General features: G+C 56.9%; 14 protein-coding genes. 9 read left to right on the forward strand and 5 right to left on the reverse strand.

Annotated elements, in window-relative coordinates; genetic code table 11:
• Nucleotides 1-34: 34 nt before the first annotated feature.
• The 3 genes from iraP (at nt 35) to EAE_RS12600 (ending at nt 2,214) form a co-directional block, all read left to right on the forward strand.
• Complete coding sequence (gene iraP, locus EAE_RS12590) at nt 35-295, forward strand: anti-adapter protein IraP (protein ID WP_015368026.1); 261 nt, start codon at nt 35-37, stop codon at nt 293-295.
• 100 nt (nt 296-395) lie between these two features.
• The gene (gene phoA, locus EAE_RS12595; RefSeq protein WP_015368025.1) at nt 396-1,811 is read left to right on the forward strand and encodes an alkaline phosphatase; all 1,416 of its coding nucleotides are present in this window, start codon (nt 396-398) and stop codon (nt 1,809-1,811) included.
• A gap of 91 nt (nt 1,812-1,902) precedes the next feature.
• Nucleotides 1,903-2,214, forward strand: a complete 312-nt coding sequence (locus EAE_RS12600) for a PsiF family protein (RefSeq protein ID WP_015704542.1) — start codon at nt 1,903-1,905, stop codon at nt 2,212-2,214.
• Between the two features lie 49 nt (nt 2,215-2,263).
• On the opposite strand, the gene proC is transcribed toward EAE_RS12600, so the two are convergent.
• Nucleotides 2,264-3,073 carry a pyrroline-5-carboxylate reductase gene (proC, locus tag EAE_RS12605; protein ID WP_015704543.1) on the reverse strand — a complete coding sequence of 270 codons (810 nt, stop codon included), beginning with the start codon at nt 3,071-3,073 and terminating at the stop codon, nt 2,264-2,266.
• A gap of 115 nt (nt 3,074-3,188) precedes the next feature.
• Between proC and EAE_RS12610 the strand changes: the two genes are divergently transcribed.
• A complete protein-coding gene (locus EAE_RS12610; RefSeq protein ID WP_015704544.1) occupies nt 3,189-3,647 on the forward strand; it encodes a YaiI/YqxD family protein in 459 nt (152 codons plus the stop codon).
• Here the strand turns inward: EAE_RS12610 and EAE_RS12615 are convergent.
• Entirely contained in the window at nt 3,644-4,351 is a 708-nt protein-coding gene (locus EAE_RS12615) for a DUF2076 domain-containing protein (protein ID WP_015704545.1), read from the reverse strand. The two genes, EAE_RS12610 and EAE_RS12615, sit on opposite strands and share 4 nt — an antisense overlap.
• Nucleotides 4,352-4,685: 334 nt before the next feature.
• Between EAE_RS12615 and aroL the strand changes: the two genes are divergently transcribed.
• The 4 genes from aroL to ppnP all read left to right on the forward strand — a co-directional run bounded on the left by aroL (nt 4,686) and on the right by ppnP (nt 6,774).
• Nucleotides 4,686-5,210 (forward strand): shikimate kinase AroL, encoded by a 525-nt coding sequence (gene aroL, locus EAE_RS12620; RefSeq protein WP_015704546.1) that lies wholly within the window; start codon nt 4,686-4,688, stop codon nt 5,208-5,210.
• 71 nt (nt 5,211-5,281) lie between these two features.
• The gene (locus EAE_RS12625) at nt 5,282-5,473 is read left to right on the forward strand and encodes a YaiA family protein (RefSeq protein WP_015368019.1); all 192 of its coding nucleotides are present in this window, start codon (nt 5,282-5,284) and stop codon (nt 5,471-5,473) included.
• Nucleotides 5,474-5,724: 251 nt separating this feature from the next.
• Entirely contained in the window at nt 5,725-6,402 is a 678-nt protein-coding gene (locus tag EAE_RS12630; protein WP_015704547.1) for an AroM family protein, read from the forward strand.
• Nucleotides 6,403-6,489: 87 nt separating this feature from the next.
• On the forward strand, nt 6,490-6,774 hold the full coding sequence (ppnP, locus tag EAE_RS12635) for a pyrimidine/purine nucleoside phosphorylase (protein WP_015368017.1): 285 nt from the start codon (nt 6,490-6,492) through the stop codon (nt 6,772-6,774).
• Nucleotides 6,775-6,828: 54 nt separating this feature from the next.
• Here ppnP and rdgC read toward each other — a convergent pair whose 3' ends face one another.
• Nucleotides 6,829-7,740 carry a recombination-associated protein RdgC gene (gene rdgC / locus EAE_RS12640; RefSeq protein WP_015368016.1) on the reverse strand — a complete coding sequence of 304 codons (912 nt, stop codon included), beginning with the start codon at nt 7,738-7,740 and terminating at the stop codon, nt 6,829-6,831.
• Between the two features lie 91 nt (nt 7,741-7,831).
• On the opposite strand from rdgC, the gene mak reads away from it, so the two are divergent.
• A complete protein-coding gene (gene mak, locus EAE_RS12645) occupies nt 7,832-8,737 on the forward strand; it encodes a fructokinase (protein ID WP_015704548.1) in 906 nt (301 codons plus the stop codon).
• 49 nt (nt 8,738-8,786) lie between these two features.
• On the opposite strand, the gene sbcC is transcribed toward mak, so the two are convergent.
• Together sbcC and sbcD are read right to left on the reverse strand one after the other, a co-directional pair.
• Nucleotides 8,787-11,921: an exonuclease subunit SbcC gene (gene sbcC, locus EAE_RS12650; RefSeq protein ID WP_015704549.1), complete on the reverse strand. Its 3,135-nt coding sequence runs from the start codon at nt 11,919-11,921 to the stop codon at nt 8,787-8,789.
• Nucleotides 11,918-13,120: an exonuclease subunit SbcD gene (gene sbcD / locus EAE_RS12655; protein WP_015704550.1), complete on the reverse strand. Its 1,203-nt coding sequence runs from the start codon at nt 13,118-13,120 to the stop codon at nt 11,918-11,920. The genes sbcC and sbcD overlap by 4 nt, the downstream gene beginning before the upstream one ends.
• Nucleotides 13,121-13,301 lie beyond the last annotated feature (181 nt).

The following is a 13,301-nucleotide window of genomic DNA, read 5'->3' on the forward strand; positions in this document are numbered from 1 at the left end:
GGCCATTATGGATGTTGCTTAAGGATAATGCGTAATGAAAAATCTCATTGCTGAGCTGTTGGTCAATCTGGCGCAAAAAGAAGAAGAGGCAAAAGAGCTGACGGTACAGGTTGAGGCGCTGGAAATTGTCGTCACCGCATTGCTGCGCCATATGGCTGAGGATGCGCAGCAACGTTTGATTCAGGATATCGAAACCGCCATGGAGCAGGTCAAGCCCGGGCCGCTGGTGGACGACCGTGACACCCAGCTTCTGCAGCAATATATAAAAAAGCTGCTCCGGCATCCTCGTAACTAATCATGTGACCAGTAAGGATGCTGTCATTTTTCTGTCACACCACTTTTATAAAGTCTCCCTCGTTTTGTTTTTTAAGTATTTTTTACATGGAGACGACAAAGTGAAATTATCAGCCCTCTTTATTGCCCTGTTACCGCTGCTGGCTCCCCCGGTTATTCATGCACAAACCACTTCTTCGCCGGTGCTGGAAAATCGCGCGGCGCAGGGCGATATCACGACCCCAGGCGGGGCGCGCCGTTTAACGGGCGATCAGACCGAAGCGCTGCGCGCTTCGTTAATCAATAAGCCGGCGAAAAATATTATTTTGCTCATTGGCGATGGCATGGGAGATTCAGAAATTACCGCCGCACGAAATTATGCCGAAGGCGCCGGCGGTTTCTTTAAAGGTATTGATGCCCTGCCGCTGACGGGCCAATACACCCATTATTCTCTGGATAAAAAAACCGGCAAGCCGGATTACGTGACGGATTCCGCCGCTTCGGCAACCGCGTGGACCACCGGCGTGAAAAGCTATAACGGCGCGCTGGGCGTTGATATCCACGAAAAAGATCATCAGACCATCCTTGAGCTGGCGAAAGCCGCGGGTCTTGCCACCGGCAATGTCTCGACGGCTGAACTGCAGGATGCGACGCCGGCGGCGCAGGTGGCGCATGTGACCTCGCGTAAATGCTATGGCCCCAGCGTGACCAGCGAAAAATGCGCCAGCAACGCGCTGGAAAAAGGCGGCAAGGGCTCTATCACCGAACAACTGCTGAATGCCCGTCCGGATGTCTCTTTAGGCGGCGGGGCGAAGACCTTTGCTGAAACGGCGACCGCAGGGGAGTGGCAGGGGAAAACCCTGCATGAGCAGGCGGTCGCTCGCGGCTATCAGATTGTGACCGACGCCGCTTCACTCGCCGCTATTAGCGAAGCAAATCAGGGTAAACCGCTGCTCGGTCTGTTCTCCGACGGCAATATGCCGGTGCGGTGGGAAGGCCCGAAAGCCTCTTATCACGGCAATATCGACAAACCGCCGGTAACCTGTACCCCAAACCCGAAACGCGATGCTTCCGTACCGACGCTGGCGCAGATGACCGAAAAAGCGATTGATCTCCTGAGCCGCAACGAAAAGGGATTCTTCCTCCAGGTTGAGGGGGCGTCTATCGATAAACAGGACCACGCGGCAAACCCTTGCGGCCAGATTGGCGAAACCGTCGACCTCGATGAAGCGGTACAGAAAGCGCTGGAATTTGCCAAGAAAGAGGGCAATACCCTGGTGATCGTTACCGCCGATCACGCCCACTCCAGCCAGATTATCCCGGCAGACACGAAAGCGCCGGGTCTGACCCAGGCGCTGACGACCAAAGATGGCGCGGTAATGGTGATGAGCTATGGCAACTCTGAAGAAGAGTCGATGGAACACACCGGCACCCAACTGCGTATTGCCGCGTACGGACCGCATGCGGGCAACGTGGTGGGTCTTACCGACCAGACCGATCTGTTTTACACCATGAAAGACGCGCTGGGCCTGAAATAACCCGCGGCCGGTAATGAATTTACGCTACCGGCTGGTTTTTTTGCTGATAGCGACCAGACTTACAGGGATCCACTAACAGAGGGATGGTGTGATGAAAATAACATTTCTGGTAACCCTACTTTTTGGTTTGGTCTTTGTTGCCGCGGTGAGTGCCGCAGATAAAACGTTAACGCCTCAGCAGCAGAAAATGAGCGCATGTAATACCGAAGCGGCGTCAAAGTCGCTGAAGGGTGATGAACGTAAAACCTTTATGAGCAATTGCCTGAAGAAAGATGCGCCAGCGACCGGCAAGACGCTGACGCCTCAACAGCAGAAGATGAGCGCTTGTAGCAAAGAAGCGTCGTCGAAATCGTTGAAGGGTGACGATCGTAATAAGTTTATGAGTACCTGCCTGAAGAAATAAGATGACGGGTGGGGCGGTGGCGCCTCACCCGTAGTCTCTTTCAGGATTATCAGGAACGGCTCAGTTGCTCTGATTTTTCCATACACTTCGCCATCGCTTCGATAACGGCGGAACGGAAACCTTTCTCTTCCAGTACGCGAACCGCTTCAATGGTGGTGCCGCCTGGAGAGCAGACCATATCTTTCAGCGCGCCCGGATGTTCGCCGCTTTCCAGTACCATCTTCGCTGACCCCATCACCGCCTGCGCGGCGAATTTGTAGGCCTGCGCGCGCGGCATACCGCCGAGAACGGCGGCATCGGCCATGGCTTCGATAAACATAAAGACGTAAGCCGGCGCGGAACCGCTGACGCCAACCACCGGATGAATCATCGGCTCGGCGATGGTTTCCGCCTGGCCGAAGCAACGGAAAATGGTTAACACCTCGGCGATCTCTTCCGTGCTGACCAGCGCGTTTGGCGTCACGGAGGTCATCCCAGCGTTCACCAGCGACGGGGTGTTCGGCATGGCGCGAATAATTTTGCGATCGTGGCCCAACGCGCGCGCCAGCTGATCCAGCGTGACGCCTGCGGCTATCGAGACCACCAGCGAATCTTTGTTCAGACTGGAAGCGATATCGCTTAACACCTTGGTCATGATCCCCGGCTTCACCGCGCCGAAGACGATATCGGCGACCTGAGCGACTTCCTGCGCGCTTTCCGCCGCATTAATACCGTACTGGTCATGCAGGGCGGCAACTTTGTCCGGCGATGGGGTATAGACCCAAATTTGCGCCGGTTGCACTTGTCCGCTGGCGATCAGGCCGCCGAGAATGGCTTTACCCATGTTGCCGCAGCCGATAAAGCCAATTTTCTTATCCATTACCTTTCCCCTCTGCATTTTTCGTTACGATCTCACTAGCTTATCATCCTGGCGCTTTTCTGGGGGAGAAAAGCAGGCGACAATGTCGCAACCTTTGCCGACGACAGGAGCCGAAATGGCGATTTGGGTAGATGCGGACGCGTGTCCGAATGTCATTAAAGAAATTTTGTTCCGCGCCGCCGAACGCACGCAGACGCCGCTGACGCTGGTCGCCAACCAGTCGCTGCGGGTTCCGCCGTCGCGCTACGTCCGCGCGCTACGGGTGGCGCAGGGTTTTGATGTTGCCGATAACGAGATTGTCCGTCTCTGTGAACCGGGCGATTTGGTGATCACCGCTGACATCCCGCTGGCGGCGGAAGTGCTGGCGAAAGGAGGTGCGGCGTTGAATCCGCGCGGCGAGCGCTACAGTGAGGAGACTATTCGCGAGCGCCTTACGATGCGTGATTTTATGGAGACGATGCGGGCCAGCGGCGTACCGACCGGCGGCCCGGATAGTTTATCGCAGCGCGATCGGCAGTTATTCGCCGCCGAGTTGGAGAAGTGGCTGCTTGCGGTTAAACGCCAGCAGGATTAAACCCAGCTGTCATCATCGCTACCGAAATCATCGTCATTGCCGAAGCCGGCGTCGAAATCGGAGTCGAAGGTATTATTGTCCGCCAGGAAAGGGTCGTCCTGCTGGCGGAACGGATCCTCGGCGGCGTTATTATCCAGCGCCGGGCTGACATCTTGTTGCTGCTGCGGCTGCTGTTCATCGATGATGTTCACAATCTCCTGCGGATGTGAACCACTGAACATATTGGTCAGCATATTGCCCAGCACCACGCCGCCTGCCACCCCGGCCGCGGTTTGTAGCGCGCCCGCCATAAAGCCGCCGCCGCTGCGGCCTGCCGCCTGCGGGGCATAGTTTTGCTGTGGCGCATACTGCGGTTGAGCGTTATTCGTCTGCGGGCGGCCATATTGCTCGGCTCCTGGAATCGGATCGGCGCCGCGGGACTGGCCGCCACCGAACAGGCCCGACAGGAACCCGCCGCTGCTCGGTTTTGCCGCCTGCAGCTGGCTAACCTGCGCCTCCAGCGCCTGAATGCGGTCGTTAAGCTGTTTGATAGCCGCTTCCTGAATCAGGATAGTTTGCGCCATATAGTATGGGGCCGCCGGCTGTTGGGTTACGTGCTGGGCAATCCGCTCCTCGGCGCTGGCGTCGCGCGATGCGCTGTGCGTCTCGGCCTCTTTTAAACGGGAAAACAGGCCATCAATAAGGCGTTGTTCTTCAGATTGCATGATACATTCCTCTGTCACACGGGTCATTTACCGTCAGAGTGCGACGGTCTGCCGGTGTTGTAAATATGTTGCAGCGTAAAGCTGTGCAGAAATGTGTTACCGTTTACGGCAAACGATGGATAAAAAATAATCCTTCGCCTTTAAGTAAAGCTGGCATAACACTAAATGCAATGATAAGTTTACATGCGGAATCCATTCAAACTCTGTGGTAAATAGGGTTTCCTAAAAAATGTAACGATTATTTTACGGTTATCGTGGCAGACATTTGCAGGTATCATGGCGTACTTTTCGCCTTTATTTCTCCGCGACACGCGGAACCAGGGGGTCTTCGGTAATGACACAACCAATTTTTCTCATCGGGCCGCGAGGCTGCGGTAAAACGACGATCGGCCATGCCCTGGCGCGCGCGCTGCATTTCCAGTTTTCCGATACCGATCATCGTTTACAGGCCCATGAGAAACGCACGGTAGCGGAAATCGTGCAACAAGAGGGCTGGGAGCGCTTTCGTGAACTGGAGACGCTGTCGCTGAAAGCCGTTACGTTGCCGGATACGGTGATTGCGACCGGCGGAGGGATTATTCTCGCTGAACGCAATCGTCTGTATATGCGTGAAAACGGCATTGTGATTTATCTGCAGGCTTCTGTTAACGCCTTGATTGAGCGGCTGGAAGCTTATCCGCAGGCGGAACAACGCCCAACGCTGACCGGTAAGCCTGTCCGTGAGGAAGTCGGCGAAGTGCTGGCGCAACGGGAAGCCCTGTACCGCGAAACCGCCCATCATACCGTAGACGCCACCGCGACGCCGGATGCGGTGGTTGAACAGATTATGACCATGCTGTGCGATGTGACGGTAAGTTAGGATTTTACCTGGGTCAGGGAAGAAAGCGGGGCCTATACTTAATTGTTCTGACAGCCGAAAAAGGAAGAACAATGCCAAACAGACCTCCTTATCCGAGACAAGCCCGCGTTGTCGCCGTTGAAAAAGGCGCCGCGGGTCAGACGGTCACCTGGTATCAGCTGCGTGCGGATTACCCGACACCCGATTCGCTGATCAGCGAGCATCCCTCCGAGCAGGAAGCGTTAGACGCCAAACGGCGTTACGAAGATCCCGAGAAAACCTAATCCCCCGGCCCGGTTTTCGTCATGAAGATAGCAATACCGGGCCCAGCTCACATTTTTAATTCATCAATGGTACTAATGAATACCTAACACACGGATTTTTCAGGAGCGACTCTGAAGCTTCTGGAATCTTTACATTCCGCAGCGGCGCTGAGCTGCTACGCTTCTCGACGGTTGATTTTTACTCACCAGGGGGGCGGATGTCGTGTGTGAAAAGCCTGTGTTGAAGCAGTGGTAGTGAAAAGGTACATGATATGAGTGCAACGATGGCAATTTTGACCATTGGCGTGGCGCCGGTGGCGGAAGTTTTGCCGCTGTTAACCGAACATATCAGGGAAGAGCAGATCACCCATATTAGCCTGTTAGGTAAAATGACGCGTGAAGACGTTATGGAAGATTATGCCGTGGAATCCGGCGACCAGGGGCTGCTGACCTTACTTAATGATAACCAACTGGTGGAAGTCTCCCGCCAAAAGGTGGAGCGCGATCTGCGCTGCGTTATCGAGATGCTGGATCGGCAGGAATATGATGTCATTCTTCTTCTCAGTTCCGAACAGTTGAGCGGCCTGGCGACGCACAACGCTATCCTTCTTGAGCCTGAACGGATTATTCCGCCGCTGGTGGCATCGATTGTCGATGGCCATCAGGTGGGCGTGATTGTACCCGTTGAAGAAGTCCTGCCCCTGCAGCGACAAAAGTGGCTCACTTTAGAAAATACGCCTTACTATGCGCTGGCGAATCCGATGGGCGGCAGCGATAGCGATTTGCTGGATGCAGGAAGAGGTTTAGTCGAACAGGGGGCGGATGTACTGGTGCTCGACTGTCTTGGTTATCATCAGCATCACCGCGACGTATTACAAAAGGCGCTGGATGTCCCGGTATTATTGTCAAATGTGCTGGTTTCGCGACTGGCGGCAGAACTATTAGTTTAACCCGACGTTATCGATTAATTTTGCGTGACAGGGGCAAGGAGCGCCCCCTATATTGAAGCTTCAACCAACGATGATAAGGTCTTGTTTATGCTTCAAAGCAATGAGTATTTTTCAGGGAAAGTGAAATCTATCGGCTTCACCAGCAGCAGTACCGGCCGCGCCAGCGTTGGGGTGATGGCAGAGGGTGAATACGCCTTTGGCACCGCCCAGCCGGAAGAGATGACCGTGGTCAGCGGTGCGCTGAACGTACTGTTGCCGGGTGAAACTGAATGGAAAGTTTACGCGGCAGGCGAAGTGTTTAACGTGCCGGGTAATAGCGAATTCCACCTGCAGGTGGCGGAACCGACTTCCTACCTGTGCCGTTATCTGTAATTTAAGCGCCTTCCTGCCGCGTCCACTTTCCGGGCCCGGCAGGAAGGTAGCGCGTTAGCGCTGGGCTTCGCCGCCCAGTCCTTCAACCAGGCTTTGAATCAATGCCGCTAGTTCGCCGGTCATCAAGATAAAGTCGGCGTCAAAACGCTGCGCAAAATCTTCGCGGTCAATATCTTCATTCTGGTCACGTAATTCGTCGCAGAACTTCAGACGTTTAATCGATGCGTCGTCGCAGATCACAAACTGGATACGCTGCTGCCAGTCGAGCGCCAGTTTGGTGACCACTTTACCCGCTTCGATATGTACGGCGATCTCATCGCTCACCAGATCCTGTTTCTTCGCGCGGATCACGCCGCCATCTTCCAGCATCGCTTTCAATTCGGCTTCGTCAAGCAGCTGGAAGCCCTGAGCCACGCTACCGGAGCGCACCCATTCGGTCAGCGTCAGCTCGATCGGATTTTCCAGCGTCAGCGGTACTACAGGCAGCGAGCCCAGCGTTTTACGCAGCAGCGCCAGCGTATCTTCCGCTTTCTTCGCGCTAGCGCAGTCCACCATAATCAGGCCGTTGACGGTATCGATCCACATCATCGTCTGGCTGAAGCGGCTAAAGGCGCGCGGCAGCAGCGAGTGCAGAACTTCATCTTTCAGCGAGTCTTTTTCCGTTTTCTTCAGCTTGCGGCCCTGATCGGCTTCGAGCTTGAGGATCTTTGCTTCCAGCGCCTGTTTGATCACCGGCGACGGCAGGATCTTTTCTTCTTTACGGGCGCAGATAACGATCTGGCCGTTTGCCGTATGCGTCAGCGCGTCGCTGTGCGATCCCATCGGCGATACCCAACCGGTTTTCGCCATATCCTGGCTGCCACAAGGGGTAAATGTCAGCTCGGCCAGCTGTTTTTCCATCTCTTCGGCGCGCAATTCGATATCGCGGCTCAGACGGTAAACCATTAAATTTTTGAACCACAGCATGATAATTTCCACGGCTTTGTCGTTAAATCAGGCGGGCATGATAGCGAATTGTCGCTATGCTTGCATTGTTAATCGGGGTGAGGAGCAGACTGTGCGTATTGGTATTGATTTAGGTGGAACAAAAACAGAAGTTATCGCCCTGAGTGAGCAGGGCCAGCAGTTATTTCGCCACCGCTTGCCAACCCCGCGGGAGGATTATCGCCAGACCATCGAGACGATTGCCTCGCTGGTGGAGATGGCCGAGCAGGCGACCGGGCAGCGCGGCACCGTCGGTATGGGCATCCCCGGCTCGATTTCGCCGTATAGCGGGGTGGTGAAAAACGCCAACTCGACCTGGCTGAACGGCCAGCCCTTCGATAAAGATCTCAGCCTGCGCCTCAATCGTGAGGTCCGGCTTGCCAACGACGCCAACTGCCTGGCGGTTTCGGAGGCGGTCGATGGCGCGGCCGCTGGTGCGCAAACCGTGTTTGCGGTAATTATCGGTACCGGCTGCGGCGCGGGGGTGGCGTTGAACGGGCGCGCGCATATCGGCGGCAATGGCACCGCCGGCGAATGGGGGCACAACCCGCTGCCGTGGATGGATGAAGATGAGCTGCGCTATCGTCAGCAAGTGCCTTGTTACTGCGGCAAGCAGGGGTGTATTGAAACCTTTATTTCCGGCACCGGCTTCGCCACCGACTATCAGCGGCTGAGCGGAAACCCGTTAACCGGCAGCGAGATTATGCGCCTGGTGGGTGAAGGTGACGAAAAGGCCGAACTGGCGCTGAGCCGCTACGAGCAGCGGCTGGCGAAATCGCTGGCGCATGTGGTGAATATCCTCGACCCGGATGTCATTGTGTTAGGCGGCGGGATGAGCAATGTCGAACGCCTGTATCAAACGGTACCGGGGCTGGTGAAGCAGTGGGTGTTCGGTGGAGAATGCGAGACGCCGATTCGCCGGGCGATGCACGGCGATTCCAGCGGCGTACGCGGCGCGGCATGGCTGTGGCCGCTGTGATCTCATTCCCTCTCCCCTGTGGGGAGAGGGTTAGGATGAGGGGAAGACTTCACTCCACCGCAAACGCTTTTTCCAACCGGCTGTATCCCAGACCGTTTATCTTCTTCACTTTAATCTGCACCGGGATGCGCTCTTTCATCGCCTCGACGTGGCTAATCACGCCAATCACTTTGCCGCTGGCGTTAAGCGCGTCGAGCGCATCCAGCGCGGTATCCAGCGTTTCGCTATCGAGGGTGCCGAATCCTTCATCAAGGAATAGCGAATCAATCCGCGTCTTATGGCTCACCAGGTCAGATAGCGCCAGCGCCAGCGCGAGGCTCACAAGGAAGCTTTCGCCGCCGGAAAGCGTGCGGGTATCGCGCACCGCGTCGGCCTGCCAGGTGTCCACCACTTCCAGCTCCAGCGCCTCGCTGGCTTTACGTTGCAACAAATAGCGGCCATGCAGGCGGTTGAGCTGCTGGTTAGCCAGCCACACCAGATTATCCAGCGTCAGCCCCTGGGCGAATTTACGGAACTTATCGCCTTCTTTTGAACCGATGAGCGCATTCAGCCAGGCCCAGTCTTCGACCTGCTGCGCGGCTTGTTCCATCTGCTGACGTAATGATTGCTGGCGCTGTTGGTTATCGCTGTTTTGCTTCAACTGCTGGCGGATCTCACCCTGACGGGCGCTGTTTTCCCGCAACTGGCGTGCCAGTTGCTCCAGCCTATTCTCTAGCTGCTCCAGCGGCTGGTTAATATCAATATCGGCGGGCGGCTGTTGCTGATGGCGTTCAAGCGACGTCTGCGCCCGCAGGGCCAGCGTTTGGTTCTGTTGAACTTCTTTTTCCAGCGTCTGCTTGAGATGTTCCAGCCGCTGGCGGGTTGCCTCGTCAAGCAAAGCGGCAAGAAAGGCCGTTTGGTCGGCAAACGGGCTGGCGGCCAGCGCGGCGGTAAACTGCTTTTCGCTTTCCTTCACCTGCGCCTGCTGCTGGCTTTCCTGCTGGCCCAGCGTTTGCCACTGGCTCTGTAGCGCCAGGCAATCATCATGCACCTGCCGCCAGCCCTCCAGCGGCGCGGGATCCGCGGCTTCCGTTGACTCAGGCAGGGTTTCCAGCAGCGGCGTTAGCTGCTGGCGCTGTTCCTGCAGCGCGGCGGCTTCATTTTGTTTCGCCTGCCAGCCGCGGGTTTCGGCTTCACGCTGGGCCAGCCAGTCGTTAGCCTCCGCGGCAGGCGGCAGCGCCAGGGTATAAACGTCCAGCTCCGCCTGCAGCGTGCGACGGCGCTGTTCGAGATCCTGCTGTAACTGCTGCAGCTGCAGCTGGCTCTCCTGCTGTTGCGCCTGCCAGGCCAGCCGTTGTTGATGCTGATACAGCTGCTGTTCATGCTGCTGTTGGCTATCCAGCCAGCCAGCAATATCATCCTGCGGCGTCAGCGTAATCGCTAATTCCGCGAGGGTGGCTTGCCATTGAGAGGTGAGCGCTTGCTCCTGCTGCAGAAGCGATGTTTTCTCGTCAGCGTCTTTTTGTTGTTGTTTAAGCAACGCTTCAAGCTGGCCGCGCAGCTGCGCGCCTTCTTCCGCCAGCTGTCGCACGTCACGCTCCAGCGCGTCGCGGCGAGTTTGGTTGATGCCGGGCACCAGCGCCTGGTATTCCGCGACCGCCGGATGATGTTCAGAACCGCACAGTGGACAAGGCGCGCCCGGCTGCAGGCGGGCGCGCTCGGCTTCCAGCCCGGCGATACGCGCTTCCAGTTCGCAGATGGCTTTTACATCGCTGAGCTGTTGATTTTTTTCCTTCCACGCCTGACGACGCTGTTGTAGCGCGGCTTCAAGCTTCTCTTTTTCCTGCTGTGAGGCGTTTTCCGCGCTCTGTAGCTGCCGCAGACGCAGGAACAGCGGCTGCAGCTGGCGATGGAGGGTTGAGAGCTGCTGACGCAGCGGGCGGGCAGCAGCATGCTGTGTCAGCTCGCGACTAACCTGTTCTCCATCCAGAGTCAGCGCAGTGGCCGGCAATTCGCCGAGCTTACGGCTGGCATCCTGCAGGCGCTGTCGTAGCGTCAACTCTTGCTGAGCGTCGCGGTGAAGCTGCTGGAAGGTGGCTTTCCAGCCTGCCAGCGCCGTGCTCCACTGGTGGAATCGCTCGTGCGCTTTAAGCCACTCATTTAACGATTGCTGGCTGGATTCTAGTTGAGCCAGACGTTGTTGGGCAGCCAGGCGGATCCCGGCGCGACGGCGCAGATTGTGCTGTAAGCGAGTATTTACTTCCTCAACCTGACGGCGAGTTTGCGCCAGCGCGCTACTGTGTTCCTGCAGCCGCGACCATAATGGACGCAGTTGCTCTGCAGGCTGCGCGGTTTGTAGCGCCGCCAGCTGCGGCGCGGCGGCTTCCTGCGCCAGCAGCGCCTGCTGTAAAGCAGCCTGCGCCTGGGTGGCTTCCGCGTTTAGCTCCTGACGGCGGCGCAGCCACTGTAGGCCATTTTGCTGGCGGGTCTGTTCGGCAAGCTGCTGCTGTTCTTCAGCAGTAAGTACTTGCAAACTTTGCTGTAACGCCTGCTGCTGCTCATCATTTAACAGTACGACGCCGGAGGCCTGCGCCTGCAGCTTTTCCAGCTCAATGCGGGCGAGTTTATGTTTTTCAAAGACCTGCGCGGAAATTTGCCCGTAAATTTCAGTCCCGGTCAGCTCTTCCAGCAGCTCGGCGCGCTCTTTCGGTTTGGCATTGAGGAAAGCGGCGAATTGCCCCTGCGAAAGCAGCATTGAACGGGTAAAGCGCCCATAGTCGAGGCCGGTAATTGATGCCGTCAGCTCCAGTTTATCTTTGACCTTGTCGGCAAGAATTTTCCCGTCGTCGCAGCGCGCCAGCTCAACGCGCGGCGCCTGTAGATTGCCATCCGGCTGGTTGCGGGCGCGGTTCTGGCTCCAGAAGGCGCGATAGGCGGTGCCCCGGACCTCAAATTCAACTTCCGCCAGGCACTCGGCGGTGTCGCGGGTCATCAGATCGTTTTGCGATTGCGATACGCTGCTCAGGCGCGGCGTTTCGTGGTACAGCGCGAGACAGATAGCATCTAACAGGGTGGTTTTCCCGGCGCCGGTCGGCCCGGTAATCGCGAATAACCCATTGCTGGCGAACGGTTCAGCGGTAAAGTCGATTTTCCATTCGCCTTTCAGCGAGTTAAGGTTTTTCAGGCGTAGGCTCAGGATTCTCACAGGCGTTCCTCACCGTTCAGGCTATGCAGCGTTTCCGTAAACAGTTGCTCCAGCCGCTGTTGCTGTGGAGCATCAAGAGTTTCCAGCGCCAGGCGGCGGGCAAACACCTCTTCGACCTGCAGTTCGCTCAGCGTTTCCCGCTGAACGCCGGCCAGAATGCGTTCACGCTGGGCGCGACTGCGACGCACCAGCAACACTTCCACCGGCAGCGATTCGGTCTGCTGCTGAATTTTTCTTTGGATATCGTGCAGGTATTCATCGCTGGTGATTTCGATATCCAGCCATACCGGCGGCTGCTGCGCGCTATCCTGCCACTGCTGAAGTTGTTCGGTGATGCTGGCGAAATCGCCTTTCAGTACCGCCAGCGGCTGGGTGATCGGCACCGTTAGCGGGGTGACTTCACTGAGCTTGCCCTCGCTGAATGAGACCAGATTAACGCTTTTGTTTTTTCCGGTTTCATCAAAACTCAGCGGCAGCGGCGAACCGCTGTAGCGAATATGCTCGCAGCCGCCAACCAACTGGGCGCGATGAATATGGCCGAGCGCGATGTAATCGGCGGGCGGAAAGCGGTTGGCCGGGAAGGCGTCGAGGGTGCCGATATAGATTTCACGGACCGCGTCGCTTTTGCTGGCGCCGACGGTGGTGAGGTGGCCGCTGGCAATAATCGGTAGTGCCCGTTCGCCGCGCAGATCGCAGGCCTGCTGATATTGCTGCTGATAGTAGTCGCTGATGGCGGTGAGCAACTGCTGCTGTTTTTCGCCGCTGGAGTGGCCAGCCTGGCTGACCACCAGTTCGCGCGGGCGCAAAAACGGCACCGGGCAGAAGACCGCGCCGGGCGCGCCGTCGCGCCGCGGCAAGATAAAGGGCGCGTGGCCGGCGTTGGCGACCACGGTGGTTTTCAGGAAGGCGAGTATTTCGCGCGACTCGTTTAACGTCGCCACCGAATCGTGGTTGCCCGCCAGCACCACCAACTGGCAGCCGGTTTGCTGCAGTTGAACGACAAAACGGTTATACAGTTCGCGGGCGTAGCTCGGCGGAGAGCCGGTATCAAAAATATCGCCAGCGACGATAATGGCATCCACCTCGTGTTCCTGCGCGCGCGCCAGCAGCCAGTCGAGAAAGGCGGCGTGTTCGTCCGCGCGGCTTTTGCTATAGAAGTTCTGGCCGAGGTGCCAGTCGGAGGTATGAAGGATGCGCATAAAAATTCCGTTGCGATAAAAGCCAGGCGGCCATTATAACGTTGATCCCGCCGCCCGTATTCCTTTTGCCATATTACCGCGAGACAGGATGCGTTAAGTGCGTGTCATCATTCAAAATCCGCATTCATCAGACGGTCATTTTTTCATAAATCTGTCACAAATCTGACGCATAATGGCCGCG

This window comes from Klebsiella aerogenes KCTC 2190, from assembly GCF_000215745.1.
GTDB classification, from domain to species: domain Bacteria; phylum Pseudomonadota; class Gammaproteobacteria; order Enterobacterales; family Enterobacteriaceae; genus Klebsiella; species Klebsiella aerogenes.

Bases quoted from the DNA above. Each gene is read 5' to 3' on its own strand.
- sbcD (WP_015704550.1), bottom strand. From the start codon at position 13,120: ATGCGCATCCTTCATACCTCCGACTGGCACCTCGGCCAGAACTTCTAT.
- EAE_RS12615 (WP_015704545.1), bottom strand. From the start codon at position 4,351: ATGCAATCTGAAGAACAACGCCTTATTGATGGCCTGTTTTCCCGTTTA.
- iraP (WP_015368026.1), top strand. From the start codon at position 35: ATGAAAAATCTCATTGCTGAGCTGTTGGTCAATCTGGCGCAAAAAGAA.
- ppnP (WP_015368017.1), top strand. From the start codon at position 6,490: ATGCTTCAAAGCAATGAGTATTTTTCAGGGAAAGTGAAATCTATCGGC.
- EAE_RS12625 (WP_015368019.1), top strand. From the start codon at position 5,282: ATGCCAAACAGACCTCCTTATCCGAGACAAGCCCGCGTTGTCGCCGTT.
- EAE_RS12610 (WP_015704544.1), top strand. From the start codon at position 3,189: ATGGCGATTTGGGTAGATGCGGACGCGTGTCCGAATGTCATTAAAGAA.
- proC (WP_015704543.1), bottom strand. From the start codon at position 3,073: ATGGATAAGAAAATTGGCTTTATCGGCTGCGGCAACATGGGTAAAGCC.
- EAE_RS12630 (WP_015704547.1), top strand. From the start codon at position 5,725: ATGAGTGCAACGATGGCAATTTTGACCATTGGCGTGGCGCCGGTGGCG.
- aroL (WP_015704546.1), top strand. From the start codon at position 4,686: ATGACACAACCAATTTTTCTCATCGGGCCGCGAGGCTGCGGTAAAACG.
- EAE_RS12600 (WP_015704542.1), top strand. From the start codon at position 1,903: ATGAAAATAACATTTCTGGTAACCCTACTTTTTGGTTTGGTCTTTGTT.
- rdgC (WP_015368016.1), bottom strand. From the start codon at position 7,740: ATGCTGTGGTTCAAAAATTTAATGGTTTACCGTCTGAGCCGCGATATC.